Origin of the sequence: Bradyrhizobium genosp. L, from assembly GCF_015624485.1 — a bacterium.
In the GTDB taxonomy this organism is placed as follows: Bacteria; Pseudomonadota; Alphaproteobacteria; order Rhizobiales; family Xanthobacteraceae; genus Bradyrhizobium.
This window is the reverse complement of record NZ_CP061378.1, coordinates 1,140,588-1,165,980: the sequence shown is the minus strand read 5'-3', so window position 1 is coordinate 1,165,980 and position 25,393 is coordinate 1,140,588. Positions and strand designations below refer to the sequence as shown.

Below are 25,393 nucleotides of genomic sequence, written 5' to 3'. Positions count from 1 at the left end.
CTCACGCCAACCGTGCCGCGAGCAGCAGCAGGATCGCGGTCTCCGCGACCTGCTCGGCGGCGCCGAGCACGTCACCGGTCACGCCGCCGATCTGCCGCCTTGCGAGCCACCCCACGATCGATGCGGCAACGCCCGCGGCAATCGCCGCCAGCAGCGCGCTGGCGAACGGCAACGCCAGCAACGCGATCACCAGCGCAATGCCGGCCGCAACCGCCGCGATCGTGCTGTCGGGCCGGCCGGCACTGGCGGCTAGCCCGTCCTTGCGCGCATTGGGCAGGCTGATCGCGAGCCAGGGCAGCACGCCGCGGCCGAGCGCATGCGCGGAGATCAATCCCTGGACCACAAAATGATCCGGAATCGCGGCGAGCGCCGACAGCTTGGCGGAAAAACTCACGACCAGCGCCAGTGCGCCATAGGTGCCTAGCCGGCTGTCGCGCATGATCTCGAGCTTTGCCGCCACGTCACACCCGCCGCCGAAGCCATCGGCGACGTCGGCAAGCCCGTCCTCATGCAACGCCCCGGTCAGAAGCGCACCGAAGCCGAGCGCAAGCGCCGCCGCGGCGAGATCCGGCACGCCGATGCCGCGCAGCAGGAGGCAAACGAGCCCAACCAAGGCTCCGATCAGCGCGCCGACCAGCGGAAACATCCGCTGCGCCCGCGCAAAATTCTCGTGTCCCGCGCCGGCCGGATGCGGCATCGGCAGCCGGGTCAGAAACGCGGTGGCTGTCCTGAGATCGTCGAGCCATTGATTCATGGTGAACGCCTGAAAATTGAACTAAAGCGCGCTGAGATCGGCCGTGATCGTCATCGCGCTTGAGCGCCTTGTTTGAGCATGATGTTTCGGAAAAACGCTTCACACTTCTCCGGATCATGCTTTAGTTTGCGGCCCGCTCGACGAGGGAATCGCATGCAGTTCAACACTCTAGACGACATCCGCAGCTTTTGTCGCGAGCTGCCGCAGGGCGACGAGGCAGCCGCGGAGGCCGCGACCCAGCGCCAGCAGAGTTTGACCAAGCCGCCGGGCAGCCTCGGCCGGCTGGAGGAGGTCGCGATCTGGCTCGCGCGCTGGCAGCGGCGCGCGTTGCCGCGGCTCGACCAGGTCACCATCGCCGTGTTCGCCGGCAATCACGGCATCGCCGAGCGCGGCGTCTCCGCCTTTCCATCCGACGTCACCGCGCAGATGGTGGCGAACTTCGCCGCGGGCGGTGCTGCGATCAACCAGATCGCCAAGCTTGCCGGGGCCGAGCTGCGCGTCGAGGCGCTCGAGCTCAACCGGCCGACGCGGGATTTCACCCTGGCGCCGGCGATGGACGGCGCCGATTTCCTCGTCGCCCTCGACACCGGCTGGCGCGCGGTGCCCGAACAATGCGACCTGCTGGTGGTCGGCGAGATGGGTATCGCCAACACCACCGTGGCGGCGACGCTGTGCGCGGCGCTGATGGGCGGGCGCGGCGCGCGCTGGGCCGGCCGCGGCACCGGGGTCGATGACGCCGGTCTGCTGCGCAAGCGCACCGCGATCGATACCGCGCTGAAGATCCATCGCAACCTGCTGGACGATCCGCTGGCCGTCGCGGTGGCGCTGGGCGGGCGCGAGCTCGCGGCCATCGCCGGCGCCGTGCTGGCGGCGCGCGCGCGGCATATCCCGGTGCTGCTCGACGGCTTCGTGGCGACATCCGCGGTGCTGCCGCTGGCGCGGCTGTCGCCCGACGCGCTCGCGCATTGCCGCGCCGGGCACGTGTCGGCCGAGCTCGGCCACCGCGAATTGCTGCGCGAGCTTGCGCTTGCGCCGCTGCTCGATCTCGACATGCGGCTCGGGGAAGCGTCCGGGGCCGGCGTTGCGATCCTCCTGCTGCGCGCCGCGCTCGCCTGTCACGCCGGCATGGCGACCTTTGCCGAGGCCGGTGTGTCCGGCGCGGACTGAGCTGCCATCGGAAAGGACTGCCGAAAGACGGTGCATATGAACCATATCGCCCGCAATCTTCGCGTGCGCAGCATGACCTCTGCCTCCGAACGGCCTAACCTTTGACGCCGGCAAGGCGCCAGCAGGCGCCACGGCCGCGCGGAAACCAGCGTCGGGGAGAATCACGTCATGTCGGGAGTTCTCGTCAATCTGATCATCCAGATCATCAGCGGAGCCATCGGCGGCAATGTCGCCGCGGGAGCGGCCAAGAACATCGATCTCGGCACGCTCGGCAACACCATTGCGGGCGCCATCGGCGGCGGCGCCGGCGGGCAGCTGCTGGGCATGCTGATTCCGCTGCTCGCCAATTCCGGTGCAACACCTGATATCGGCAGCATCATCGGCCAGGTCGCCGGCGGCGGCGTTGCCGGCGCCGTGCTCACCGCGATCGTGGGCGCGCTCAAGAACCGGACAGCCTGACCGTTTCTTGACTCGGCGCGGAGCGGTCTTGATGATGCCCCGATCCGCGCGCATCTCTTGCACGCGACTGATGCGGTGCGATCACGATCGCGCCGAGGGTGGGATTGCGCCGATGAAGATGCTTCTCGCTGCAGCCGGGTTGCTCGCAACGGTCTCTGCCGTGCATGCCGACGTGCGCATCCTCGCCAGTCCGGGCGGACAGGTCGGCCCGTTCCTCGATCTGTTCGACAAGGTGCGTGAGTCCGGCGAACGCGTCGTGATCGACGGCCCATGCCTGTCGGCCTGCACGCTGGTGCTCTCGATCGTACCGGGCGACCGCATCTGCGTGACGCGGCGCGCGGTGCTCGGCTTCCACGCCGCCCGCTCGATCGACCGCCGCGGCCGGACCTATGCCGAGCCGGAAGCCTCGGAGGCGGTGCTGGAGGCCTATCCCGAGCCGGTGCGCGGCTGGATCGTCCGCCGCGGCGGCCTGACCTCACACCTGCTGCTGCTGCGCGGCCGCGAGCTTGCGGCGATCTATCCGCGGTGCAGGTGAGGGTTTCGTAGATATTGTAGGGTGGGCAAAGCGCAGCGTGCCCACCATCACAAGCACGGAGCAAGACAGGTGGGCACGCTACGCTTTGCCCACCCTACGCCTGCGGCCCTACATCTCGGCCGAGCAATTCACCATCCAGGGGATGCCGAACTGGTCGACGCACATGCCGAAGCCGTTGGAGAAGAAGGTCTTGCCGAACGGCATCGTCACCGCGCCGCCTTCGGCGAGCGCCTTGAACCGCTGCTCGGCCTCGGTGGGATCCTCGACCTGCAATGCGACATGAAAACCCTGCGGCTTCTGGAAATGGCCGGGTGGCGAATCGGACGCCATCAGGACCTCGCCGTCGATCGTGATCGTGGCGTGCATGATCTTGTCCTGCCAGCCGGGCGGGGTTTGCATCTCCGCATTGCCCTCCCCGTAGGGGAATGATGCCTCGACCTGCGCGCCGAGCACCTTCTGGTAGAATTTCAGCGCGTCGCCGCAATTGCCGTCGAACGAGAGATAGGGATTGACCTGCATCGCATCCTCCTTGGGACAACTACTTTTCTGTCAGCTTTTTCAGATTGGCGAGACCGACCTCGAAATCCCTGCCGATCATGTGATCCAGGTTCATGAACACCTGCATCACCTTCGAGATGAAGACGGCCGGACCGTACATGGTCCATGTGACGTTGGTCGCATCCCCCTGCGGCAGCATTGTGAATTCGGCGGTGTTGTGGCCTTCGAACGGCTTGAGGAAATCGAGCTTGATCACGATCCTCGACGACGCCTGGGATTCGAGGATTTCCATGCGGCCGGAGCCGACATTCTTGTTGCCGTCCCAGGCATAGACCGCGCCCTGCCCGCTCTGCGCGCCGTCGTAAGTGCGCTTCATTGCCGCATCCCGCGTCTCGTAGGGCGACCACGCGACCCATTGATGGAAGTTGTCGATCAGCGGAAAGATCCGCTCGGCCGGCGCCGCGATGCTGATCGCGCGAGTAACCCGGAAGGTGTTCGGCTTGGTCGCCGCCAGGATGAGGACGACCGCAATCGCGACCGCAAGGACGATCGCAACGATGGCAATGGTCTCGAGCATGATGATCTCCGTTGGAATAATTTGACGAACAGCTTAGCGGCGAAACGGCAGCAGTGCGCGCAGGTTGCCGTCGCGCAGATAGAGCCCACCCCAGACCATCAGGCCCAGTGAGAGGCCGAACAGCGTGTGTGTGAGCAGCGGGCTGCCGATCCGTACGTGGGACGCGATGGCGCCGCCGAGATAACCGGTGAGCAGGATCGCGCCGAGGATCGAGGTCGGCGGCACCGAATACAAGAGCGTGCAGACGATGGTGATGATGCCGAGGCTGCGCGCCAATGTCTCGCTCGCGCCATAGCCCATCCTGTCCATCGTCTCGGTCACGACCTGCAGCGGCACCAGCTTGATCGCGCCGTCGAACAGCAGGAAGACGATGACGAGGCCGCTCAGGATGCGGCCGGTGATGCGGGCAGGCTTTGAACTCTCGGTGTCCGCGATCGTGGACATGGCAGGCTCCGTAACGCGTGGTGATGCTCTGCCATCAAGACGAACGGGCGGGTGCGCGGCCGACAGGGGCGCAAGAATTTTTCGAGATTTGCGAGACCGACGCTTACGTCGCTTATCTCGCCCGAGGCCACCCCTCTCCCCAACCCTCCCCCGCAAGGGGGGAGGGAGCCTGACCAGTGTGGTCACCTCACGCTTAGGGCAACTCATTACGACGTGCGAAGTGAGGGACGCAGAGGCGAATGGGTTCCCTCCCCCCTTGCGGGGGAGGGCTAGGGAGAGGGGTGCCACACGGGAGGTTTCTCAACTTGAACTCGGACGACGCACGACCGAGCAGCGACTACTTCGCCTTCTTGTTGCGCGGCTTGCTGTCGCGCATCAGGCGGTCGATGTGCATGCGGATGTGGGCGGCCTCTGCCGTGGTGTTGGCGAGCGCAATGGCGCGGTCGAAGGCGACGTGGGCTTCGTCGTTGCGGCCAAGCTGCATCAGGAAGGCGCCGCGCACGCCGAAATAATGGAAGTAGTTGGCAAGCCGCGGCGCCAACGGCTCGATCATCTCGAGCGCGGCTTCCGCCCCCCTCACCTTGGAGACCGCCACCGCACGGTTCAGCGTGATCACCGGTGACGGCTGCATCACCTCGAGCGCGCCATAGAGCAGGTCGATCTGGGTCCAGTCGGTGTCTTCCGGCTTCTCGGCGCGGGCGTGCAGCGCCGAGATCGCGGCCTGCACCTGATAGGGCCCGCTCTTGCGGTGGCGCATCGCCTTGTCGATCAGCGCCAGCCCCTCGGCGATCAGCTTCTGATTCCACACGGTGCGGTCCTGATCGTCGAGCAGGATCACCTGGCCGTCGGCATCGAAACGCGCGGCGGCGCGGGCATGCTGCAACAGCAACAGCGCGGTCAGGCCCATGATCTCCGGCTCGCTCTGGAACAGCCGCAGCAGCAGTCGCGCCAGCCGGATCGCCTCCTCGCACAAGGGAGCACGGATATCAGCGGTGTCGCCGCTCGCCGAATAACCCTCGTTGAAGATCAGATAGATCATCGCGGCAACCGAGGCGAGCCGGTCGCTGCGTTCGACCGCGCCCGGCGTCTCGAACGGCACCTTGGCGTCGGCCACGCGCGCCTTGGCGCGGGTGATGCGCTGCTCCATCGCGGCTTCCGAGACCAGGAAGGCGCGCGCGATCTGCTTCACCGACAGGCCCGAGACGATGCGCAGCGCCAGCGCGATCTGCTGGGTCGCCGGCAGGTCCTTGTGGCAGCAGATGAACAACAGCCGCAGGATGTCGTCGCGATAGTGCGAGCCGTCAAGCCGCTCGGCGATCTCGTCCTCGGCATCGTCGAGGTCGGAGATCGCCTGGTCGTCCTCGGGCAGCGGCTGCTGCTTCTTGCTGCGCCTGAGATCGTCGATCGCGACGTTGCGGCCGACCATGATCAGCCACGCCGCCGGATCGCGCGGCGGGCCGTTCTGCGGCCAGCTCTTCAGCGCCCGCAGGCAGGCGTTCTGGAAGGCTTCCTCGGCAGTGTCGAGATTGCGGAAGTAGCGCAGCAGCGCGCCGACCGCCTGGGGACGCGCAGACGTCAGCGCGGCGTCGATCCAGGCGGTGTCGGTCACGCTCACGGCTTGCCGCCTCCCTGATTGAAATAGCCGACCGGGCGGATCTCGTAGGTGCCGCCGGGATTGGCCTCGCCGAGCTCGCGCGCGACGTCGAGCACGTCGTCGAGGTTCTTGCCCTCGACCAGATAGAAGCCGAGCAGCTGTTCCTTGGTCTCGGCGAACGGGCCATCCAGCACCAGCGGCGGATTTTCCTTGCGCAGCGTGGTCGCGGCCGTGGTCGGCAGCAGCCGCGCCACCGGGCCGAGCCGACCCTGCTTGGCGAGCTTGTCCTGCACCACGGTCAGTTTCTGCATGACGTCGGCGTCGTGCTCCTTGCTCCAGGAACCGACCATGTCTTCGTCGTGATAGCAGAGGATGGCGTACAGCATCGCGAAGGCGTCTCCGTTCATTTGCAAGAACGAAGGATTATGCCTGCTGCCGACAGGGGGCGCGAAAGAAATCTTTCTCCGCCAGTTCCGATCGCTACGGACCGATCACGACGGCTGGATGCGGATGAAAATGCCGGTAGGTGTGGACCGCGATCCTGGTGCAGGCGCTACAGAGGCAGACGATGATGAGCAGATGCTTGAGCGCATTCGTCAGACGGCACCGCATGGGCCGATGGGGCACATGCACGACAGCAGACATCGAGGCCGGTTGACGCATGGAGGTTCTCCCCCGTTGATGGCAGGAGACTACGGCATTGGCCTGCTTCACTGTGTGATATATGTCACACATTCCTTGGAGGGATCTGAATGGATAAAGGCGCGCTCGCGCTGCTGGTGAACGGCGGTACGGAAAACTGGTCCTCATCGCGCTGGCAGGCGCGGTTCGAGGAGGTGTGCCCCGACCGCCGCGTGGTGCTGCTGCCGAACGGCGCGCTCGATCCGGCCGAGGTGCACTATGCCGCGGTGTGGAAGCCGAAGCCGGGCGAGCTCGCGGCGTTCAAGAAGCTGCGCGTGATCTTCAATCTCGGCGCCGGCGTCGACGCGCTGATGGCCGACCGCTCGCTGCCCGACGTGCCGCTGGTGCGGGTCGCGGTCGGCGACCTCACCGACCGCATGACCGAATATGTCGTGCTGCATGTGCTGATGCATCACCGCCAGGAGCCCTACTTGCGGGAGTCGCAGCGCGCCAGGCGCTGGGCGCCGAAAGTGCAGTGGGCGGCGGGCGCGCTCACGGTCGGCGTGATGGGGCTCGGCACGCTGGGCGCCGCTTCGGCGCAGGCGCTGCGTGCGCTCGGCTTCCGCGTCGTCGGCTGGAGCCGCAGCGAGAAGCAGATCGAGGGCATCGCCTGCTTCCACGGCATGGACGGGCTGGACGCCTTCCTGCGCCAGAGCAACATCCTGGTCTGCCTGCTGCCGCTGACGCCGCAGACCCGGCACATCCTCAACCGCGACCTCTTCACCCGGCTGAACCGCGACAGCCCGCTTCGAGCACCCGTGATCATCAATGCCGGCCGCGGCGGCTTGCAGAACGAGCCCGACATCCTGCGCGCACTCGACGACGGCACGCTCGGCGCGGCCTCGCTCGACGTCTACGAGACCGAGCCGTTGCCCACCGACAGCCCGTTCTGGAGCCATCCAAAAGTGGTGTTGACCCCGCACAACGCCGCCGACACCGACGCCGACGAGATCTCGAAATACGTGGCACAGCAGCTCGCGCGGTTCGAGGCCGGTGGCGCGCTGGAGAATGTGGTGGATCGCACGCGGGGATATTGAGGGCCGCGGCAGTATTCATCGTCGTCCCGGCGAAGGCCGGGACCCATACGCCGCGGCTTATCTTAGGGCACGCGGGGAGACATTGTGCTGAACGACTCCTCCCTGTGGTTACGGGTCCCGGCCTTCGCCGGGACGACATCGTGTTTGTGGCGCGCGACCCGCACCACAACGACGAATATGTAATCCGGATGGGCTCACCCCATCGACGCGACGACCTCCGCAAGCCGATCGTAGGCCGGCTCGACGCCCTTCTCGATGCCGGAATGGAGGTGGCCGTCGCGGGCTTCCTTGTTGGGGTGCTCGATGATCGTGGTCAGCTTGGTCTTGCCGCCGGTCTCCGTGAAGATCGACGTCACCTGGTATTCCTCGCTGGTGAAGCCGGGCATCGCAAAGACCTCGCCGAACACGACGTATTCCGGACGCACCACTTCGCGGTAGGTCCCGGTCAGCACGTGCTCGATGCCGTCGGATGAGCGGAACACGAAGCGATAGGTGCCGCCGACGCGCAGATCGATCTCGCAGACCGGCATCGCCATCTCGGCGCAGCCGAGCCAGCGGACCACGAATTCCGGCTTGGTCATGGCGTCGAACACCAGGTGCCGGGGCGCGTCGAACTCGCGCGTCATCGCGATCTCGAGATCCGACGGGGTGGTGACCTTCAGTTTCCTATCCACGCGTGCGTCCACCTTGCTTCTCCTTGGTTACTTTGACTCTCACTTTGCCTTTGCGGCGCGGCGAGGCCTTTGCGGCCTCCTCCGCCTTCATCTCCTCGAGCAGGCCGTCGAGGCGGTTGAAGCTTTCGTCCCAGAAGCGGCGGAAATTGCCGAGCCAGCCGTCGACCTCCTTGAACGCGACGGGCGCGATCCGGCACGGCCGCCATTGCGCCTCGCGCCCGCGCGAGATCAGGCCGGCATGCTCGAGCACCTTCAAATGCTTCGAGATTGCCGGCAGGCTCATGTCGAACGGCTCGGCCAGCGCCATCACCGAGGTCTCGCCCAGCGCGAGCCGCGCCAGGATCGCGCGCCGGGTCGGATCGGCCAGCGCGGCGAAAGTCGAGCTCAGGGGGTCCAGCGCCATCTTGTTTAGCTCATCGGTTAAATAACCTTTGGGTTAAATACGGCCAGCCTTCATGCGCGTCAAGCGGCAATTTTGCCGTGACGCGCGATCGGCGATTTCAGGCCTGCGTGCGCGTCAGCGTGAGATGGGTTGCGTTCGGGCTCGCGACGCGTGCGGTCACGGTGTAGCCGAGGGCCGGCAGATCGAGGCCGGCGAACAGGCTCTCGCCGGCTCCGAGCACGACGGGGACCTGGACCAGATTGATTTCATCGAGCAGCCGCGCCTGCAGGAACTGGCGCACCACCGACACGCCGCCGCCGATCCTGATGTCCTTGTCCCCAGCGGCGGCTCGTGCGCGCTCCAGCACGGCTTCGGCGCTGTCATTGACGAAGTGAAACATCGTGCCGCCGAGCATCTCTAGGTCCGGCCGCGCATGATGCGTCAGCACGAACACCGGCGTGTGGTAGGGCGGCGTATCACCCCACCAGCCCTTCCAGGAATGATCCGGCCATGGCCCGCGCACGGGACCGAACATGTTGCGGCCGAGGATCCAGGCGCCGATGCCTTCCATCGACTTGCGCGCGATCTCGTCATCGAGGCCGGTGGTGCCGCCCTCCTGGCCGGTCATGGCGCGAAACGCGCGCGTCGGGAAGAACCAGGCGCCCGGTAGCGCCAGGCCTCCTTCCCCGAACGGATTTTCCAGGCTCTGCTTCAGAGCCGCGCCAAAACCGTCGATCGAGACCGTGAATGCTGAAGCCCTGACTTTTCCCATGATGTTCCGCTTCCGTGAGTGAGGCACCATAGGGAAGACGGACAGGAATGCCATAAGCCGACATTTGGTGCCGGAAAATTCGGTAATGGCTATTTGGCCGCGCACATCAGGTCGAGCGCGCCCTGCACGATCGCCTCGAGCTCCTTGCGCGGGGTCAGCGCACGGGCGCGGATCGCGATGGTGTGGATGGTGGCGGAGGCGAGATGCGCGAGCGTGGTCGGATCGGCGCCCGCAGGCAATTCGCCGCGCTCCTTGGCGACGCGGAAGCAGGTGGCGAAGGCACGGTCGAGCTCGGTCAGGCCCTCGACCACCATGGTGCGGATGCCGGGATCGGACACCGCCTCGGACGCCGCCGTCATCACGGTGAAGCAGCCGCGCGGCGATTCCCCTTCGGTGTAGATATCCAGCGCGATCGCGTAGATGCGGTTCAGCCGTTCGCGAAGCGGCGCTTCGCTGCGGAAGATGTCGACCATCGCCGCGCGCGCGCTGTCGCGATAGCGCTGGTAGCTCTTGATGTAGAGCGAGCGCTTGTCGCCGAACGCGCCGTAAAGGCTCGGCCGGTTCATGCCGGTCGCGGCGGAGAGATCGTCGAGCGAGGTCGCGGCAAACCCGTCGCGCCGAAACAGCTCGAGCGCCTTGCCGAGCGCGACATCGGGCTCATAGGCCCGCGGCCGGCCGCGCCGCTTCGGCTCGACGGGCGTGGAGATTTTGGCAGCAGATGGCGGTTTGTTATTTTTTTGTACCATTTCGCATTAAATCCATTGACGGCAGATATATTATGCAGGACAGTACAAAAATAAGCAATGGGCGCGATGGCGCCCCAAACACCCCAAGGAGGCACTGATGGATCTGTATTTCTCGCCGCTCGCCTGCTCGATGGCGACCCGGGTCGCACTGTACGAAGCGGGCCAGAACGCCAACTATTTCGAGATCGATCCGAAGACCAAGCAGGTGCGCAGCGACGGCTCCGATTTCACCAAGGTCAATCCGCTCGGCCTGGTGCCGGTGTTGCGCACCGATGACGGCGTGGTGCTGACCGAGAACGCCGCGATCCTACAATATGTCGCCGACCAGTTTCCGCGCGCCGGCCTCGGCACGACGTCGAATGCCGAACGCTCGAAGCTGCATCAGTGGCTGTGCTTCATCGGCACCGAGCTGCACAAGGGCCTGTTCGTGCCGCTGCTCGACCGCAAGGCGTCGGAGGAGGTCAAGACCTATGTGCTGGGACGATACCTGTCGCGGCTCGACTATCTCGAGGACCATCTGAAGGGCCGCGACTATCTGCTCGACCATTTCAGCGTCGCCGACGCCTATCTCGTCACCGTGATCAACTGGACCATGGCGACGCCGCCGATCGAGCTCGCAAAATGGCCGGCGTTGAAGGCCTACTACGAGCGCCTGCGCGCGCGCCCCTCGGTGGCGAAGGCGATCGCGGAGGAGTTCGAGCTCTACAAGGCCGAGATCGCCCGCCACAAGGCGGCGGCGTAACGGCGACGAGCTATCAAGAGGTCGTCCCGGCGCAGGCCGGGACCCATACGCCGTAACCTCTCGATCTTGGGCAGTCGGAGTTGGTACTTCCCGCAACAATGCGTAGTTGTGGTTATGGGTCCCGGCCTTCGCCGGGACGACACACTAGACTAGAATGGCTCCGTCCCCAGCCCGGGCACATCCGCCGGGCGCGGGCCGGGGGCCGGCCAGTGGAAGCGGCGGTCCTTCTCGGTGATCGCGATGTCGTTGATCGAGGCTTCGCGGCGGCGCATCAGGCCTTGCTCGTCGAACTCCCACTGCTCGTTGCCGTAGGAGCGAAACCAGTTGCCGGCCGCATCGTGCCACTCGTACTGGAAGCGCACCGCGATGCGGTTCTGGTCGAACGCCCAGAGATCCTTGATCAGGCGGTAATCCTGCTCCTTCTCCCATTTGCGGGTCAGGAAGGCCTCGATCGCGGCGCGGCCGGAAAACACCTCGGAGCGGTTGCGCCAGCGGCTGTCCTCGGTATAGGCGAGCGCAACGCGCGCGGGATCGCGCGAATTCCAGGCATCCTCCGCCATGCGCGCCTTTTGCGCGGCGGTCTCGCGGGTGAAGGGCGGCAGCGGCGGACGTGACATGGCGATCCCTCATGATTGCTGGCTGGCGCAAATCTAGCGCCGCATGACGAAGAGTCGATGGGGCGTTCCCTATCGCCCGATAGCTAGGCCAGATCGGCCTTCATCAGCACGCGGATCGCCTTCGGAATCGGCTGCGCGCGGCCGCCGCTGATGAAGGCGACGCGGACCTCGGCCTTGACCAGCACGTCGTCTTTGCGCCGGATCTCCTGCGCCAGCATGATGGAGGCGCCCTTCACCGCGATCGGCCAGGTCACGATGTCGAGCACGTCGTCCATCCGCGCCGGCTTGAGAAAGTCGAGCGTCATCGAGCGCACCACGAAGGCGAAGCCGCCGCTCTCCTCTTGCGCTTCCTCGAACAGCGCCTGCTGCTCGGCGCCCATCAGGCGGAGATGATTGGTGCGCCCGCGCTCCATGAAGCGCAGGTAATTGGCGTGATAGACGATGCCGGAGAAATCGGTGTCCTCGTAATAGACCCGTATCTGCATATGGTGACGGCCATCGCGGATCTCGCCGTCGAGAATGGGTGAGGTCAATGTTTGCAGCCCCCGATTGCGCAAAGCTTTCGCCCGTATTGCGCAAAATCGCTGGCCAGCGCAAGCGCGGTCAGGACACCGCCGGCCCCCTGCCGCCCAGCGTCACCTGGACAATCTCGGGCGGCACGCCGAGGCGGAACGGCATGATACTGCAGCCGAGGCCACCGGAGACGATGACGTCGGTCTTGGTCCTGAGATGGCCGTAGGCGAGCCGCATGCCGTGCTTGACCGGCACCGCCGGCGACCAGCCGAGCAGCCGCACCTGGCCGCCATGGGTATGGCCGGACAGCTGCAGCGCGACGCGCGAGGGCACGCGCAGCGCGACGTCCGGCTCGTGCGCCAGCAGGATCACCGGTGCGTCGTCGGTGACCTTGGCGAGCGTCGCGCCGAGATCGTCGACGCCGACCGCCGCGACGTGGCGAAAACGCCGCGCCGGCAGAAAGGCGAGCTGGTCGCCGAGGCCGGCGAGCCAGAACGGGCGGCCGTCTTTCTCCAGCCGCACCGCATCGTTCTCGTAGACGGGAATACCGACCCGCTCCAGCGCGCGGCGGGCGTGCGGCACGCCCTCGCCCTGGCGCTGCACCGTCTTGTCTTCCCAGTAGTCGTGATTGCCGAGCACGGCGTGCACGCCGAGCGGCGCCTGGAGGCCTTTGAGCACCGCCGCCCATTCGGACGCCGGGATGAAGCGCGTGACATGGCGCAGCCCCGCGACATAATCGCCGAGCAGCACGATGATGTCAGGCTTCAGCGCATTGGTGCGGTCGACGATCTCGGCAATGCGATCGAGCGACATCCAGGGATCGCAGGCGTGGATGTCGGCGAGCGCCGCGATCTTCAGCGGGAAATCCGCCGGCCATTGCCGCGGCGACAGATCGTAGCGCGTCAGGTTGAGCCGGACGACCGGCTCGCTGACGCCATAGGCCGCGGTCGAGACGCCGGCGGCGGTCAGTCCGCCGATGCTGCGAAAGAAGTGGCGACGTGAAATCATGAATGTGTGATCGGTGATGCCTGACGCACGCTGCGCTCTCAGTTCTTCTGAGCATGATCCGTTCGGAAAACCGCTCCGCACTTTTCCGGATCATGCTGGTCGATCATAGGCCCGGTGATTGGAGCGGAATTGGGCCGCGTTTGTGCAGAAGGCCTGCAGACCTTCCGCAATGGTTACGCGTTACGGTTACCGGCCACGCCCCGCGCTGCGACAACACGTCTTTTCACGACTTCGCGAGCACAGAGAAAAACCGGCGACCGCCAGATCGGACGAGGCTGGCGAGGTCATACAACTACAGGTATTGTTTGCGTCGATCCACCTGCAAGGACGTTTTCATGACCATCAACTTTGCCGTCACCAAATTCACGCTGCCGGTCGCGCACGATGTGTGCTTCAAGCTGACCGGACCGAACACATTCTACGTCACCTCGCAGCCGGTCTACATCTGGCCCGGCGCCAGTCCCTATCAGACGATCGCGCAGGCCAAGCTTGGTATTGCTTCGGCGCTGTCGGTGCGTGATCCTGCCGAATATGTCTCGCCGCTGGTGCCGTTCGACCTGACCGAAACCGACCAATGGATTCTCAACGGTGTCGCTTACGGCAATATCCCGCTGCCGCATATCGCGATGTCGCAAGCGCAGTTCAATCAACAGGGACATGCCGTGGCGGCAACGCTGAATGGATGGACGCAGCCAGGCCTGCTGCACTGTTCGTCCGGCGACCGGGCGTCGGCAGCCTTTGCCTGCTATCTGATCAGCTATTGCGGATTCACGAATGCGGCCGCCCTGCAATTTGCGCAAGGTCTGGCCCTGAAGAACCCGCAATTCATCGGCTTCGTGACGGGGTATTCCTGACGATCAGTCGTCCTCGCCATCATTGCCGCCGAACAGGCCGAACTGCGCAGTGTCGCGGTTCGGCTCGGCGAGACCGAGATGGCGGAAGGCGTGCGAGGTCAGCAGCCGCCCGCGCGGCGTGCGCTGCAGATAGCCGCACTGGATCAGATAGGGCTCGATGATGTCCTCGATCGCGTCGCGCGGCTCCGACAGCGCCGCCGCCATGGTCTCGACCCCGACCGGGCCGCCACCGTAATTCAGCGCGATCGTGGTGAGATAGCGGCGGTCCATCGCATCGAGCCCGGCGCTGTCGACCTCGAGCGCGGAGAGCGCGCGGTCGGCGATGCCGCGGTCGACCGAGTCCGCATCCGCGGCCGAGGCAAAATCGCGCACCCGACGCAGCAGCCGGCCGGCGATGCGCGGGGTGCCGCGGGCGCGGCGGGCGATCTCGTTGGCGCCGTCAGGGCTCATGCCGATGTTGAGCACACGAGCGCCGCGGGTGACGATCTTCTCCAGCTCCTCGATGGTGTAGAAATTCAGCCGGATCGGAATGCCGAAGCGGTCGCGCAGCGGATTGGTGAGCAGGCCTGCGCGCGTCGTCGCGCCGACCAGGGTGAACTTCGCCAGCTCGATCTTCACCGAGCGCGCCGCAGGGCCCTCGCCGATGATCAAATCGAGCTGAAAGTCCTCCATCGCCGGGTAGAGCACCTCCTCGACCGCGGGGCTGAGGCGATGGATCTCGTCGATGAACAGCACGTCGCGCTCTTCGAGATTGGTCAAGAGCGCCGCGAGATCGCCGGCCTTGGCGATGACAGGGCCCGAGGTGGCGCGAAAGCCGACGCCGAGCTCGCGCGCCACGATCTGCGCCAGCGTGGTCTTGCCGAGGCCGGGGGGGCCGACGAACAGCACATGGTCCAGCGCCTCACCGCGCTTCTTCGCCGCCTCGATGAAGATCGAAAGGTTCTTGCGCGCCTGCGCCTGGCCGACGAACTCGGTCAGCGACTGCGGCCGCAGCGCGGTGTCGCCGACATCGTCGGTACGGCGTTCGGGGGTGACGATGCGGGAAGGCGTGTTCATGTAGACAGCTCGTTGGCGATCGTAGGGTGGGCAAAGGCGCTTGGCGCCGTGCCCACCATCAGCACTCTGCTCGCAATGGTGGGCACGCTCCGCTTTGCCCACCCTACAATCCGAGCGCTCACTTCGACAACTCCTTCAGCCCGAGCCGGATCAGTTGCGCGGTCTCCGCCTTCTCACCCGCGCTGCGCGAGGCGGCGGCTATGGCCGCCGCCGCCTGCGGCTGGCCGTAGCCGAGATTGACCAGCGCGGAGATCGCATCCGTCACCGGACGCGGCGCCCGGTTGTTGTCGAGCGCCCCTGACAAATGCACCACAGCCGGATCGACAGTCGCAAAGCCGGGTGCCTTGTCCTTCAATTCGCTCACGATGCGCTCGGCGACCTTCGGTCCGACACCCGGCGTGCGCGCCACCGCGGCCTTGTCGCGCAGCGCGATCGCGTTCGCCAGATCGTTCGGCGGCAGCGTGCCGAGCACCGCCAGCGCGACCTTGGCGCCGACGCCCTGCACGGTCTGCAGCAGGCGAAACCATTCGCGCTCGTGATCGCTGCGGAAGCCGAACAGCTTGATCTGGTCCTCGCGGACATAGGTCTCGATCGACAGCACCGCGGCCTCGCCCGGCGACGGCAGCGCCTGCAAGGTGCGGCCGGCGCAATGCACCTGATAGCCGACACCGCCGACGTCGAGGATCACATAATCCTCGCCGTAGGAATCGATCAGGCCCTTCAGCTTGCCGATCATAATGGCGACTCCAGTCCGGCAAATGCATCCTCATCGTCATGGCCGGGCTTGTCCCGGCCATCCACGTCTTTGCAGACAAGAAAAGACGTGGATGCCCGGCACAAGGCCGGGCATGACGGCCGTCGGTGGCGGCCTCTCATAACCCCGCCACCTTCAGCCGCAGTGCGGCGCTCTGGCGGTGATGGGCGTGGGTGATGGCGATGGCGAGTGCGTCGGCGGCGTCGGCGGAGGGTGGCTCGGCCTTCGGCAGCAGGATCTTCAGCATCACCTGGATCTGGGTCTTCTCCGCGTGGCCGGCTCCGACCACGGTCTTCTTGACCTGGTTCGGCGCATATTCGGCGACGGAAATGCCGAACATCGCCGGCGCCAGCATGGCGACGCCGCGGGCCTGGCCAAGTTTCAACGTTGCGACGCCGTCCTTGTTGACGAAGGTCTGCTCGACTGCGGCTTCCGCCGGCCGGTAGTCGCCGAGCACGGCGACGAGCCCCTCATGGATCGCGAGCAGCCGGCTTGCCAGCGGCAAATGATCCGGCGGCTCGACCGAGCCGCAGGCGACGTAGACCAGGCGATTGCCCTCGGTCTCGATCACGCCCCAGCCGGTGCGGCGGAGGCCCGGATCGATACCGATGATGCGGACGGGGGTGCGAATCGGCTGGGCTGTCATGGGGTAGTGATACCGCCTGTGCCGGGAGAACGAAACACAAACGGGACGTCATCCCCTGCCCGGGTCGTTCCCACCCACACTTGTCATCCCCGCGAATGCGGGGATCCAGTACGCCGCGGCCTCTCGGCTGAAACTCAGGTCTCTGGAATACTGGATCGCCCGGTCAAGCCGGGCGACGACACCGGAGTTTGTGGCAACCCCGGGAAACTACCCGCCCATCTTCGCGACCAGCGCGTCGGATACCTCGAAATTGGCGAACACGTTCTGCACGTCGTCGTGCTCGTTGAGCAGGTCCATCAGCTTCAAGAGCTTCTCGCCGGTCTCGTCGTCCACCGAAATGGTGTTCTGCGGCTTCCAGGTCAGCGCCGCCTTGCGCGGCTCGCCGAACTTGGTCTCCAGCGCCTTGGCGACCTCGCGGAAGGTGTCCTGCGAGGCGTAGACCTCGTGGCCGGCTTCGCTGGAGACCACGTCGTCGGCGCCGGCCTCGATCGCGGCGTCCAGCATGGCGTCGTCGGAGGCTGTGCTCTTGTCGTATTCGATGATGCCGGTGCGATCGAACATGAAGGCGACCGAGCCGGTTTCGCCGAGATTGCCGCCCGATTTGGTGAAGAAGGAGCGGATATCGGAGGCGGCGCGGTTGCGGTTGTCGGTCAGCGCCTCGACGATGACGGCGACGCCACCGGGGCCGTAGCCCTCGTAGCGGATCTCGTCATAGTTCTCGCCGTCATTGCCCGCGGCCTTCTTGATGGCGCGGTCGATATTGTCCTTCGGCATGTTTTCCGCGCGGGCCGCGACGATGGCGGCGCGCAGGCGCGGGTTCATCGCCGGATCGGGGGTGCCGAGCTTGGCTGCCACGGTGATTTCGCGGGCCAGCTTGCCGAACAGCTTCGACTTCTGGGCATCCTGCCGGCCCTTGCGATGCATGATGTTCTTGAATTGGGAATGGCCGGCCATGCGTCGTCTCTTGGGAAGCGGAGGTTCTGAACGGGATGGAAAACGCGGCCTTATAGGCCGGCAACCCGCCAAAATCAAAGCGTCGGCGGGCGTTCCCTCCCCGGTAATAGTACCGCATGCCGGAATATGAGGCACCTGTTAACCATGACTTCATGCCCGGGTGCGAGGATCGGCCGTCCTTCCAACTCTCACGAGCCCGCAAAGAACCCCATGGCGTTCGGTCTGTTTCGAAAGCAAGTGCCGGAGCCGGCCGCACCCGTGGTCGAAGCGAAGGTTCCGGCAGCGGCTGGACCCGAGACCGCCGCCTCAGCCGAGATCGATTCGGCCAGGGAAATCCTGGAACTGCTGGAACTCGAGCTTGGCGGCATGATCCGTCAACTCGAGCGCGCGGCAAGCTCGGTCGCCGACGGCGCCGAGGCCACCGCCGCGACGCTTTCGACCATCCGCGCCCGCACCGACGCGCTGACCGGCCGCACCAGCGACGCGCAGAGCACCGCGACCACGTTCTCGCAAGCTGCCGACCGCTTCACGCATTCGGCCGAGGGCATCGGCCAGCAGGTGCGCAGCGCAAGCCAGCTCGCCGACGACGCCGCGGCCGCAGCCCGCGAGGCGACCGCCAATGTCGACCGGTTGCGTGAATCCTCGGCCGCGATCGGCAATGTCGTCAATCTGATCGCGCAGATCGCGCGCCAAACCACGCTGCTCGCGCTCAACTCGACGATCGAGGCGGCGCGCGCGGGCGCTGCCGGCAAGGGCTTTGCGGTGGTCGCAACCGAGGTCAAGGCACTGGCGGTGCAGACCCAGAGCGCGACTGAAGAAATCACCAGGAAGATCGAGGCGCTGCAAAAGGACGCCACCGGTTCGGCCGACGCCGTACACCGCATCTCGCAGGCGATCGAGGCGATCCGCCCGGTATTCGAGAACGTCAACGGCGCGGTCGCCGAGCAGAACCAGATCACCGGCGAGATGGGCCAGAATGCGTCGTCCGCATCGCAGTTCATCGTCTCGGTCGGCTCCAGCGCCGGCGAGATCGACAGTGCGACGCGACAGGCCGAGGCCCATGGCGACGACGTCGCCCAGGCCGGCAAGGCCGTGACCGCCTTCGCCAAAAAGCTGAAGGCGCGCTGCGCGGTGCTGCTGCGCCAGGACGAGCGCGGCGATCCGCGCAAGAACGAGCGGCTGCCCTGCAGCCTGACCATCGAGATCACGACGGCGGCGCGGACGATATCAGCGCCGGTCTACGAGCTCGCGATGGACGGCATTTTGATCGGCGGCCCCGACGCCGACAGGCTGCCGACCCACGAAAGCCTGAGCGCGACGCTGCAGGACGTCGGCGCCATCAGGATCAGGATCGGCGATCGCGCCAAGGCCGGCGCGCAGGCGCGCTTCGAGGCCCCGACCGCGGCCTTGCGCGAAAAGATCGAAGACCGGATGTGGGCGATCCACGAGGAGAATACCGAGCTCGTCACCCGCGCGATGGAGGCCGGTCACGCGCTGGCCAAGACCTTCGAGGACGGATTGAAGAGCGGCGCGATCACGATCGACGATCTGTTCGACACCAATTATGTCGAGATCCAAGGCACCAATCCGGTGCAATACCGCACCAGGATGCTGGATTGGGCGGATCGCGCTTTGCCCGCGCCGCTGGAAGCCTTCCTCGCCAGGGACAAGCGGATGGCGTTCTGTGCGACCGTCGACCAGAACGGCTATTTGCCCGTCCATAACAAGATGTACTCACATCCGCAGCGGCCGGGCGATGTCGCCTACAACACCGCCAATTGCCGCAACCGCCGCATCTTCAACGATGCCGCCGGTCTCGCTGCCGCGCGCAACCAGCGCGCCTATCTGATCCAGAGCTATGCGCGCGACATGGGCAATGGCACCACCGTGATGATGCGCGAGATCGACGTGCCGATCCGCGTCCGCGGCCGGCACTGGGGCGGTTTTCGAACCGCCTACAAGCTTTAGTGATTTCGTAGCGGAACCCCGGATTTCGCTGCGCTGCATCCGGGCTACCAGTTCACGCTCAGGCAAGACTGAGGGTGCGAATCACGCTTTAGTTTTGCAATGGGAATGTCGTGGCGGGTCGTGGGCCCGCGCTGACGGAAGGAACCTTGAATGTCGGTCGTGCAGTTTGCAGTTCTGGACACGTCATCGAACCGGACGCTGGCCGAGCGGCTGATTGACCAGCTCGCCGACCGGATCGGCGGCCTCGGGGTGGAACTAGCCGACATCGCCGGCAACGTCCAGGAGGTCGCCAACCGCGTCACGAACCAGTCGGAGCGGTTCCACCATCTGCAGCAGACCGCCGAGACCATGGTCTCGGCCAATCACGACATCGCCAATGCGTCGCAGGCGGTACAGTCGACTGCATCGGCCGCGGCCGGGCAGATCGCGCAATCGCGCGATGCGGTCGAGACCGCGGTCAGTCACATCGCCGAGCTCGTCGCCGCGGTCGGACGGATCGAGACCCGGCTTGCCGCGGTCGGCTCCGCGCTGAGCCAGGTCGCAAAAGTCTCCGGTTCGATCGAGGCGATTGCCAAGCAGACCAACCTGCTGGCCCTCAACGCCACGATCGAGGCCGCGCGCGCCGGCACCGCCGGCCGCGGCTTTGCCGTCGTCGCCAGCGAAGTGAAGAGCCTCGCGGAGGCGACCCGCCAGGCCACGCATCAGATTTCCGACACGGTACGCGACCTCGACGGCCAGATCGGCAGCCTGATCGGCGAGAGCAGCGACGCGTCGCTGCGGGCGAAGAGCGCCGGCGAAGGCGCCCAGCAGATCTCCGGCATCATCATGCGCGTGCAGGAGGGCTTCTCCTCCGTCGGCGCCGAGATCGGCAGCGTCGCGCGCGCCGCGACCTCCAATCTCGGCCATTGCGACAGCGTGATTTCAGAACTGAACGAGCTCGCCAAGGGCGTCGATCTCTCCTCGCGCGACCTCAAGCACGCCGACCAGCGGGTCGCCAAGCTGCTCGAGACCTCGGAAAACCTGATCGCGCTGATCGCCGACAGCGGCGTCGAAACCTCGGATGCGCCGCTGATCCGCGTCGTGGTCGAGAGCGCAAAGCAGATCTCCGAGATTTTCGAGACCGCGGTCGCACGCGGCGAGATCACACTCGCGCAGCTGATGGATGAAAAATATCGCGAGATCGCCGGCACCGATCCCAAGCAATATCTGACCGACTATGTCGCCTTCACCGATCGCGTGCTGCCGGCGATCCAGGACCCGATCCAGAAGAGCGACCCGCGCATCGTGTTCTGCGTCGCCTGGGCCAAAGGCGGCTATCTGCCGACCCACAACCCGAACTACCGGCTGCCGCAGGGTCCCGACCCGGTCTGGAACAACGCCAACTGCCGCAATCGCCGCCTGTTCAGCGACCGCGCGGTGAAGAAGGTCGCGGCCAACACCAAGCCTTTCCTGCTACAGACCTACCGTCGCGACATGGGCGGCGGCAATTTCGTGCTGATGAAGGACGTGTCATCGCCGATCGTCGTGCAGGGCAAGCACTGGGGCGCCTTCCGGATGGGTTTTCGGCAGGGCTGAAGACGACCGCATTCCCGCGTGGGATTGGCCGATTCCGATCGAAGTCGTGCCGAAATGACGCTCATCATCCAAATCAGCCTAAAACCGAAGCAGCCGCGCCGCACGGTTGCGTAAATGGCACGCAGGCCCTGCGATGCAAGGCAGTCTTGCGGGCGACATCTGGACTTCCCAATTGATCCAAGCGCGATAATCTCGATTGAGATCGCCGACGTAACCGCTGTCAGCGGCCGTCGAATTGGGGGTGCTTATGGCAACGACGCTGACCATCAACGGCGAAACGAAATCCTTCGACGCACCCGCCGATATGCCACTGCTCTGGGTGTTGCGCGACATTCTTGGCATGACCGGCACCAAATTCGGCTGCGGCATCGCGCAATGCGGCGCCTGCACGGTGCATATCGACGGCAAGCCGGTGCGATCCTGCGTGCTTCCCGTCGGCGCGTTGCGCGACAAGGCCGTTACCACGATCGAGGGCATCGGCGCATCGCCCGCCGGCGCGAAGGTGCAAAAGGCCTGGCTCGATCTGGAGGTGGTCCAGTGCGGCTATTGCCAGTCGGGCCAGATCATGGCGGCCGCCGCGCTGCTCGCATCGACGCCGAACCCCGACGATTCCGACATCGACGCCGCGATGGCGGGAAACATCTGCCGCTGCGGCACCTATGTCCGGATTCGCGCTGCGATCAAGCAGGCGGCGTCCGGACGCCAGTCGTAGGGGCGCGCCATGACAACAGTTCAAAAGCTTTCCGACGGTGTTTCGCGCCGCGCCATGCTGACCGGCGGCCTCGCCTCCGGCTTCGTGCTCGCCTTCCACATTCCGGTCCGCGCTGCCAACCCGGTGCGGGCCGTCAACGAGCCGACACAGCCGCCTGATGCGACCGACGGCGAATTCGCGCCCAACGCCTTCATTCGCATCGATCACACCGGTCAGATCACGCTGGTGATGCCGCAGGTCGAGATGGGCCAGGGAATCTACACCGCAATCGCGATGATCCTGGCCGAAGAGCTCGACGCCGATCTTTCGAACGTCATCCTGGAGCACGCGCCGCCCAACGAAAAACTGTATGCGAATCCGATTTTCGGGATCCAGGCGACCGGCGGCTCGACATCGGTGCGCGCGTTCTGGAAGCCGCTGCGCGCGGCCGGCGCCGCGGCCCGCGCCATGCTGATCGAGGTTGCCGCGCAGCAATGGCAGGTCGAACCCGCCACATGCTCCGCGTCGAATGGCGAGGTGATCCATGCGCCGAGCGGGCGCCGGCTCGGATACGGCGCGCTGGCACGGGACGCAAACGCGCAGACACCGCCGAAGGCTGTCGCGATCAAGGACCCCAAGGATTTCGTGCTGATCGGCAAGCCCGTGAAGCGCTTCGACACCCCGGACAAGGTCAACGGCACGACGATCTACGGCATCGATGCCATGGTCCCGGGGATGAAGTTCGCGACTTTGGCATTGTCGCCGGTGTTCGGCGGCAAGATCGGCAGGGTCGAGGACGCCGCGGCGAAGAAGATCGCGGGCGTCCGGCAGATCGTCGTCCTCGACGATTTGGTGGCCGTGGTCGGCGACCACATGTGGGCCGCGAAGAAGGGCCTCGAGGCGCTCGAGGTGAGCTGGAACGAGGGTGCCAATGCACGGCTCAGTTCCAGCGAGGTCTGGGACGATTTGCGCGCCGCCAGTGAAAAGGACGGCGTCATTGCGCGATCCGAAGGCGACATCGCCAAGGCTCTGGGCGGCGGCGACAGGCTCGAAGCGGCCTTTGAGCTGCCATTCCTCGCCCACGCCGCCATGGAGCCGCTGAACTGCACCGTCCATTTCAAAGGAGACTCCTGCGAAATCTGGACCGGCACGCAGATCATGGCGAGGGTGCAGTCGGAGGCAGCGAAGGCTGCCGGACTGCCGGTCGACAAGGTGACCGTGAACCAGCATCTGCTCGGCGGCGGTTTCGGCCGCAGGCTCGAGCCCGATATGGTGGTCGCGGCGGTCCGCATCGCCAAGCAGGTCGACGGCCCGGTCAAGGTGGTGTGGACCCGCGAGGAGGACATCCAGCACGACGTCTATCGCCCGGTCTACCGCGACACCATCGCCGCCACGCTGTCCGGCGGCAAGATCGCCGCGTGGAAGTATCGCATTGCCGGCGCGGCCATCATCGCGCGCTGGCTGCCGCCGGCGTTCCAGAAGGGCGTCGACATCGACGCCGTCGATGGCGCGGTGGACATTCCCTACGACATCCCCAACGTCCATGTCGAATATGTCAGGGCCGAGCCCCCGGCGGTGCCGACCGGCTTCTGGCGCGGCGTCGGCCCCAACAACAACGTGTTCGCCTCGGAATGCTTCATCGACGAGCTGGCACGCAAGGCCGGCAAGGATCCGGTCACCTTCCGCCGCGACATGCTCGGCAAGAACCCGCGCCAGCTGGCCGCGCTCAACCTTGCCGTGGAAAAATCAGCCTGGGGCCAGCCGCTTCCCGCGCGCGTCGGGCGCGGCGTTTGCGTGCAGCCCTCGTTCGGCAGCTTCCTCGCCACCATCGTCGAAGCCGAAGTCGACGAGCAGGGCGAGGTGCTGCTGCGCCGCGTGACGACCGCGGTCGACACCGGCATCCCGGTCAATCCCGACACCATCATCGCGCAGATCGAGGGCGGGCTGATCTTCGGCCTGACGGCCGCGCTCTACGGCGAGATCACCATCAGCAAGGGACGCGTGCAGCAGTCGAATTTCCACGACTATCGCATGCTGCGGATCAATCAGGCGCCGAAGATCGACGTTCACCTGATCAAGAGCGGCGAAGTGCCCGGCGGCATCGGCGAGACCGGCGTGACAGCGGGTCCGCCCGCGTTGCGCAACGCGATCTATGCCGCGACCGGCGTCGCACTGCGCAGGCTGCCGATCGATCGCAAGCTGATCGCCGCGGGGAAGAAAGCATGAGCCGCGCGCGCCGTATTCTGGCGAGCCTGGTCGCGATTGCGGCGATCGCCGTCATCGTCGCGATCTGGATCATCCGTGGTCCCGGTCCGATGGCATTCGGAACCGGCCCGAACGTCGCGCTCGCCGACTACAAGGCAGCCAATCCAACCGGCGTGCCGGCAAAATTGGCCAATGCCAGCGCGGTCGCGCGCGGGGAATATCTGGCGAAGGCGGCCGACTGCATGGTCTGCCACACCGCCCAGGGCGGCAAGGAATACGCCGGCGGCCTCGGATTCAAACTGCCGTTCGGCATGCTGTATTCGACCAACATCACGCCCGACAAGGAAACCGGGATCGGCAATTACACCGACCAGGATTTCCTCAATGCGATGCATCGCGGCATCCGCCGCGACGGCGCGCGGCTTTATCCGGCGATGCCCTACACGTCGTATACTTACGTCACCGACGCGGATGCGCTGGCGATCAAGGCCTATCTGTTCAGCCTGCCGCCGGTGCGCGCGACGCTGCCGGCCAATACGTTGGCATTTCCGTTCAACCAGCGCTGGGGGATGCTGTTCTGGTCGGCCGTGTTCAATCCCGACACGCGGTTCGAGCCTGATACCTCGAAGTCGCCGGAGTGGAACAGAGGCGCCTATCTCGCCGAGGCGCTGGCGCATTGCGGCGAATGCCACACGCCGCGCAACATTGCCTTCGCCCTGAACAACCGCAAGAAGTTCGGTGGCGCGCTGACCGCAGGCTGGCGCGCTTTCAACATCTCCTCGGACAAGGCCACCGGTCTCGGCAACTGGAGCGATGAGGATCTCGTCGCCTATCTCTCGAACGGGCATGCAACCGGTCACGGCACGGCGTCGGGTCCGATGGGTGAAGCCGTCGACCACAGCTTCAGCCAGTTCGCGCCGGAGGATATCCGCGCCGTCGTGGCCTTTCTGCGCAGCGTGCCGCCGGTTGCCTCACCCGACCTGCCGGCAACCACCGCGCCGCCGGCGCCACCATCGCACAAGGACGGCGTGACGGCCGACGCGCGCGGCAAGATGGTGTTCGAAGGCGCCTGCGTCAGTTGTCACGGCTGGAGCGGAGAAAGCGCCGTTTCGCCGATGGCGACCCTGACCGGCGCATGGGCGGTGAACGATCCCGGCGCCACCAACGTCGCGCAGATCGTGATCTCGGGCACCAAGCGACATACGCCCGACGGCGCGCTCTCGATGCCGGCTTTCGGCAACGCCTATTCCGATGACGAGATCGCGGCGGTCGCCAACTATGTGACCGCACGGTTCGGCAGCAAGGCATCGAAGCTCACCGCGGAGGACGTGGCCGAGCTGCGCAAGCAAACGGCGCAATAGCGGCCCCTCGCGAAGCAATTCATGTTGCCGCGTATCCCGGCTGGATGGATTGCTTCGCTTCGCTCGCAACAACGTGGATGAGACCTGCTCAACCCATCCGGTTTAGGCCGTATAGTTGAGAAGCATGGA

At 65.8% G+C, this 25,393-nt stretch carries 28 protein-coding genes; 11 read left to right on the top strand and 17 right to left on the bottom strand.

The window, feature by feature from the left end:
• Position 1: 1 nt before the first annotated feature.
• Complete coding sequence (gene cobS, locus IC762_RS05385; protein ID WP_195787589.1) at positions 2–754, bottom strand: adenosylcobinamide-GDP ribazoletransferase; 753 nt, start codon at positions 752–754, stop codon at positions 2–4.
• 153 nt (positions 755–907) lie between these two features.
• On the opposite strand from cobS, the gene cobT reads away from it, so the two are divergent.
• The 3 genes from cobT to IC762_RS05370 all read left to right on the top strand — a co-directional run bounded on the left by cobT (position 908) and on the right by IC762_RS05370 (position 2,915).
• Complete coding sequence (gene cobT, locus IC762_RS05380; protein WP_195787588.1) at positions 908–1,921, top strand: nicotinate-nucleotide--dimethylbenzimidazole phosphoribosyltransferase; 1,014 nt, start codon at positions 908–910, stop codon at positions 1,919–1,921.
• A 168-nt stretch (positions 1,922–2,089) separates the two neighbouring features.
• The gene (locus IC762_RS05375) at positions 2,090–2,380 is read left to right on the top strand and encodes a hypothetical protein (RefSeq protein ID WP_195787587.1); all 291 of its coding nucleotides are present in this window, start codon (positions 2,090–2,092) and stop codon (positions 2,378–2,380) included.
• Between the two features lie 112 nt (positions 2,381–2,492).
• Positions 2,493–2,915, top strand: a complete 423-nt coding sequence (locus IC762_RS05370; protein WP_195787586.1) for a hypothetical protein — start codon at positions 2,493–2,495, stop codon at positions 2,913–2,915.
• A 108-nt stretch (positions 2,916–3,023) separates the two neighbouring features.
• Here IC762_RS05370 and IC762_RS05365 read toward each other — a convergent pair whose 3' ends face one another.
• The 5 genes from IC762_RS05365 to IC762_RS05345 all read right to left on the bottom strand — a co-directional run bounded on the left by IC762_RS05365 (position 3,024) and on the right by IC762_RS05345 (position 6,414).
• On the bottom strand, positions 3,024–3,434 hold the full coding sequence (locus IC762_RS05365; RefSeq protein ID WP_195787585.1) for a VOC family protein: 411 nt from the start codon (positions 3,432–3,434) through the stop codon (positions 3,024–3,026).
• Positions 3,435–3,453: 19 nt separating this feature from the next.
• Positions 3,454–3,990, bottom strand: coding sequence for an SRPBCC family protein (locus IC762_RS05360; protein WP_195787584.1), 537 nt, complete (start codon positions 3,988–3,990; stop codon positions 3,454–3,456).
• Between the two features lie 33 nt (positions 3,991–4,023).
• Complete coding sequence (locus IC762_RS05355) at positions 4,024–4,434, bottom strand: DoxX family protein (RefSeq protein WP_195787583.1); 411 nt, start codon at positions 4,432–4,434, stop codon at positions 4,024–4,026.
• A gap of 337 nt (positions 4,435–4,771) precedes the next feature.
• Entirely contained in the window at positions 4,772–6,049 is a 1,278-nt protein-coding gene (locus IC762_RS05350) for an RNA polymerase sigma factor (RefSeq protein WP_195787582.1), read from the bottom strand.
• Positions 6,046–6,414: a YciI family protein gene (locus tag IC762_RS05345; RefSeq protein ID WP_195787581.1), complete on the bottom strand. Its 369-nt coding sequence runs from the start codon at positions 6,412–6,414 to the stop codon at positions 6,046–6,048. The genes IC762_RS05350 and IC762_RS05345 overlap by 4 nt, the downstream gene beginning before the upstream one ends.
• Positions 6,415–6,780: 366 nt before the next feature.
• On the opposite strand from IC762_RS05345, the gene IC762_RS05340 reads away from it, so the two are divergent.
• Positions 6,781–7,746: a 2-hydroxyacid dehydrogenase gene (locus IC762_RS05340; RefSeq protein WP_195787580.1), complete on the top strand. Its 966-nt coding sequence runs from the start codon at positions 6,781–6,783 to the stop codon at positions 7,744–7,746.
• Between the two features lie 194 nt (positions 7,747–7,940).
• Here IC762_RS05340 and IC762_RS05335 read toward each other — a convergent pair whose 3' ends face one another.
• The 4 genes from IC762_RS05335 to IC762_RS05320 form a co-directional block, all read right to left on the bottom strand.
• Positions 7,941–8,420 carry an SRPBCC family protein gene (locus tag IC762_RS05335; protein ID WP_195787579.1) on the bottom strand — a complete coding sequence of 160 codons (480 nt, stop codon included), beginning with the start codon at positions 8,418–8,420 and terminating at the stop codon, positions 7,941–7,943.
• Entirely contained in the window at positions 8,413–8,817 is a 405-nt protein-coding gene (locus tag IC762_RS05330) for an ArsR/SmtB family transcription factor (protein WP_246801598.1), read from the bottom strand. The genes IC762_RS05335 and IC762_RS05330 overlap by 8 nt, the downstream gene beginning before the upstream one ends.
• Positions 8,818–8,920: 103 nt before the next feature.
• Positions 8,921–9,574, bottom strand: a complete 654-nt coding sequence (locus IC762_RS05325) for a dihydrofolate reductase family protein (RefSeq protein WP_195787577.1) — start codon at positions 9,572–9,574, stop codon at positions 8,921–8,923.
• 89 nt (positions 9,575–9,663) lie between these two features.
• Complete coding sequence (locus IC762_RS05320; protein ID WP_195787576.1) at positions 9,664–10,320, bottom strand: TetR/AcrR family transcriptional regulator; 657 nt, start codon at positions 10,318–10,320, stop codon at positions 9,664–9,666.
• Between the two features lie 97 nt (positions 10,321–10,417).
• Between IC762_RS05320 and IC762_RS05315 the strand changes: the two genes are divergently transcribed.
• Positions 10,418–11,062 (top strand): glutathione binding-like protein, encoded by a 645-nt coding sequence (locus IC762_RS05315; RefSeq protein ID WP_195787575.1) that lies wholly within the window; start codon positions 10,418–10,420, stop codon positions 11,060–11,062.
• Positions 11,063–11,211: 149 nt separating this feature from the next.
• On the opposite strand, the gene IC762_RS05310 is transcribed toward IC762_RS05315, so the two are convergent.
• From IC762_RS05310 to IC762_RS05300, 3 genes are all read right to left on the bottom strand, one after another.
• Positions 11,212–11,679, bottom strand: a complete 468-nt coding sequence (locus tag IC762_RS05310) for a DUF1348 family protein (RefSeq protein ID WP_195787574.1) — start codon at positions 11,677–11,679, stop codon at positions 11,212–11,214.
• An 83-nt stretch (positions 11,680–11,762) separates the two neighbouring features.
• Positions 11,763–12,212: a tol-pal system-associated acyl-CoA thioesterase gene (ybgC, locus tag IC762_RS05305; RefSeq protein WP_246801434.1), complete on the bottom strand. Its 450-nt coding sequence runs from the start codon at positions 12,210–12,212 to the stop codon at positions 11,763–11,765.
• Positions 12,213–12,282: 70 nt separating this feature from the next.
• Positions 12,283–13,200 carry a metallophosphoesterase gene (locus IC762_RS05300; RefSeq protein ID WP_195787573.1) on the bottom strand — a complete coding sequence of 306 codons (918 nt, stop codon included), beginning with the start codon at positions 13,198–13,200 and terminating at the stop codon, positions 12,283–12,285.
• A 335-nt stretch (positions 13,201–13,535) separates the two neighbouring features.
• On the opposite strand from IC762_RS05300, the gene IC762_RS05295 reads away from it, so the two are divergent.
• Positions 13,536–14,054 carry a hypothetical protein gene (locus IC762_RS05295; protein WP_195787572.1) on the top strand — a complete coding sequence of 173 codons (519 nt, stop codon included), beginning with the start codon at positions 13,536–13,538 and terminating at the stop codon, positions 14,052–14,054.
• Positions 14,055–14,057: 3 nt separating this feature from the next.
• Here IC762_RS05295 and ruvB read toward each other — a convergent pair whose 3' ends face one another.
• The 4 genes from ruvB to IC762_RS05275 form a co-directional block, all read right to left on the bottom strand.
• Positions 14,058–15,110 carry a Holliday junction branch migration DNA helicase RuvB gene (ruvB, locus tag IC762_RS05290; protein WP_195787571.1) on the bottom strand — a complete coding sequence of 351 codons (1,053 nt, stop codon included), beginning with the start codon at positions 15,108–15,110 and terminating at the stop codon, positions 14,058–14,060.
• Positions 15,111–15,228: 118 nt separating this feature from the next.
• Complete coding sequence (gene ruvA / locus IC762_RS05285) at positions 15,229–15,846, bottom strand: Holliday junction branch migration protein RuvA (RefSeq protein ID WP_195787570.1); 618 nt, start codon at positions 15,844–15,846, stop codon at positions 15,229–15,231.
• Positions 15,847–15,982: 136 nt separating this feature from the next.
• Complete coding sequence (ruvC, locus tag IC762_RS05280; RefSeq protein ID WP_195787569.1) at positions 15,983–16,510, bottom strand: crossover junction endodeoxyribonuclease RuvC; 528 nt, start codon at positions 16,508–16,510, stop codon at positions 15,983–15,985.
• A 207-nt stretch (positions 16,511–16,717) separates the two neighbouring features.
• Positions 16,718–17,464: a YebC/PmpR family DNA-binding transcriptional regulator gene (locus IC762_RS05275; protein WP_195787568.1), complete on the bottom strand. Its 747-nt coding sequence runs from the start codon at positions 17,462–17,464 to the stop codon at positions 16,718–16,720.
• A gap of 210 nt (positions 17,465–17,674) precedes the next feature.
• Between IC762_RS05275 and IC762_RS05270 the strand changes: the two genes are divergently transcribed.
• The 5 genes from IC762_RS05270 to IC762_RS05250 all read left to right on the top strand — a co-directional run bounded on the left by IC762_RS05270 (position 17,675) and on the right by IC762_RS05250 (position 25,264).
• Positions 17,675–19,432, top strand: a complete 1,758-nt coding sequence (locus tag IC762_RS05270) for a methyl-accepting chemotaxis protein (RefSeq protein ID WP_195787567.1) — start codon at positions 17,675–17,677, stop codon at positions 19,430–19,432.
• 150 nt (positions 19,433–19,582) lie between these two features.
• Positions 19,583–21,007, top strand: coding sequence for a methyl-accepting chemotaxis protein (locus IC762_RS05265; RefSeq protein WP_195787566.1), 1,425 nt, complete (start codon positions 19,583–19,585; stop codon positions 21,005–21,007).
• A 247-nt stretch (positions 21,008–21,254) separates the two neighbouring features.
• Positions 21,255–21,719, top strand: coding sequence for a (2Fe-2S)-binding protein (locus tag IC762_RS05260; RefSeq protein ID WP_195787565.1), 465 nt, complete (start codon positions 21,255–21,257; stop codon positions 21,717–21,719).
• Between the two features lie 9 nt (positions 21,720–21,728).
• Entirely contained in the window at positions 21,729–23,924 is a 2,196-nt protein-coding gene (locus tag IC762_RS05255; protein ID WP_195787564.1) for a xanthine dehydrogenase family protein molybdopterin-binding subunit, read from the top strand.
• On the top strand, positions 23,921–25,264 hold the full coding sequence (locus IC762_RS05250) for a cytochrome c (protein ID WP_195787563.1): 1,344 nt from the start codon (positions 23,921–23,923) through the stop codon (positions 25,262–25,264). The genes IC762_RS05255 and IC762_RS05250 overlap by 4 nt, the downstream gene beginning before the upstream one ends.
• The last annotated feature ends 129 nt before the right edge of the window (positions 25,265–25,393 follow it).

What these genes read in the sequence shown, in the direction of transcription:
- cobS (WP_195787589.1), bottom strand. Translation starts at nt 754, where the DNA reads ATGAATCAATGGCTCGACGATCTCAGGACAGCCACCGCGTTTCTGACC.
- cobT (WP_195787588.1), top strand. Translation starts at nt 908, where the DNA reads ATGCAGTTCAACACTCTAGACGACATCCGCAGCTTTTGTCGCGAGCTG.
- IC762_RS05375 (WP_195787587.1), top strand. Translation starts at nt 2,090, where the DNA reads ATGTCGGGAGTTCTCGTCAATCTGATCATCCAGATCATCAGCGGAGCC.
- IC762_RS05370 (WP_195787586.1), top strand. Translation starts at nt 2,493, where the DNA reads ATGAAGATGCTTCTCGCTGCAGCCGGGTTGCTCGCAACGGTCTCTGCC.
- IC762_RS05365 (WP_195787585.1), bottom strand. Translation starts at nt 3,434, where the DNA reads ATGCAGGTCAATCCCTATCTCTCGTTCGACGGCAATTGCGGCGACGCG.
- IC762_RS05360 (WP_195787584.1), bottom strand. Translation starts at nt 3,990, where the DNA reads ATGCTCGAGACCATTGCCATCGTTGCGATCGTCCTTGCGGTCGCGATT.
- IC762_RS05355 (WP_195787583.1), bottom strand. Translation starts at nt 4,434, where the DNA reads ATGTCCACGATCGCGGACACCGAGAGTTCAAAGCCTGCCCGCATCACC.
- IC762_RS05345 (WP_195787581.1), bottom strand. Translation starts at nt 6,414, where the DNA reads ATGCTGTACGCCATCCTCTGCTATCACGACGAAGACATGGTCGGTTCC.
- IC762_RS05340 (WP_195787580.1), top strand. Translation starts at nt 6,781, where the DNA reads ATGGATAAAGGCGCGCTCGCGCTGCTGGTGAACGGCGGTACGGAAAAC.
- IC762_RS05325 (WP_195787577.1), bottom strand. Translation starts at nt 9,574, where the DNA reads ATGGGAAAAGTCAGGGCTTCAGCATTCACGGTCTCGATCGACGGTTTT.
- IC762_RS05320 (WP_195787576.1), bottom strand. Translation starts at nt 10,320, where the DNA reads ATGGTACAAAAAAATAACAAACCGCCATCTGCTGCCAAAATCTCCACG.
- IC762_RS05315 (WP_195787575.1), top strand. Translation starts at nt 10,418, where the DNA reads ATGGATCTGTATTTCTCGCCGCTCGCCTGCTCGATGGCGACCCGGGTC.
- IC762_RS05310 (WP_195787574.1), bottom strand. Translation starts at nt 11,679, where the DNA reads ATGTCACGTCCGCCGCTGCCGCCCTTCACCCGCGAGACCGCCGCGCAA.
- IC762_RS05300 (WP_195787573.1), bottom strand. Translation starts at nt 13,200, where the DNA reads ATGATTTCACGTCGCCACTTCTTTCGCAGCATCGGCGGACTGACCGCC.
- IC762_RS05295 (WP_195787572.1), top strand. Translation starts at nt 13,536, where the DNA reads ATGACCATCAACTTTGCCGTCACCAAATTCACGCTGCCGGTCGCGCAC.
- ruvB (WP_195787571.1), bottom strand. Translation starts at nt 15,110, where the DNA reads ATGAACACGCCTTCCCGCATCGTCACCCCCGAACGCCGTACCGACGAT.
- ruvA (WP_195787570.1), bottom strand. Translation starts at nt 15,846, where the DNA reads ATGATCGGCAAGCTGAAGGGCCTGATCGATTCCTACGGCGAGGATTAT.
- ruvC (WP_195787569.1), bottom strand. Translation starts at nt 16,510, where the DNA reads ATGACAGCCCAGCCGATTCGCACCCCCGTCCGCATCATCGGTATCGAT.
- IC762_RS05275 (WP_195787568.1), bottom strand. Translation starts at nt 17,464, where the DNA reads ATGGCCGGCCATTCCCAATTCAAGAACATCATGCATCGCAAGGGCCGG.
- IC762_RS05270 (WP_195787567.1), top strand. Translation starts at nt 17,675, where the DNA reads ATGGCGTTCGGTCTGTTTCGAAAGCAAGTGCCGGAGCCGGCCGCACCC.
- IC762_RS05265 (WP_195787566.1), top strand. Translation starts at nt 19,583, where the DNA reads ATGTCGGTCGTGCAGTTTGCAGTTCTGGACACGTCATCGAACCGGACG.
- IC762_RS05260 (WP_195787565.1), top strand. Translation starts at nt 21,255, where the DNA reads ATGGCAACGACGCTGACCATCAACGGCGAAACGAAATCCTTCGACGCA.
- IC762_RS05255 (WP_195787564.1), top strand. Translation starts at nt 21,729, where the DNA reads ATGACAACAGTTCAAAAGCTTTCCGACGGTGTTTCGCGCCGCGCCATG.
- IC762_RS05250 (WP_195787563.1), top strand. Translation starts at nt 23,921, where the DNA reads ATGAGCCGCGCGCGCCGTATTCTGGCGAGCCTGGTCGCGATTGCGGCG.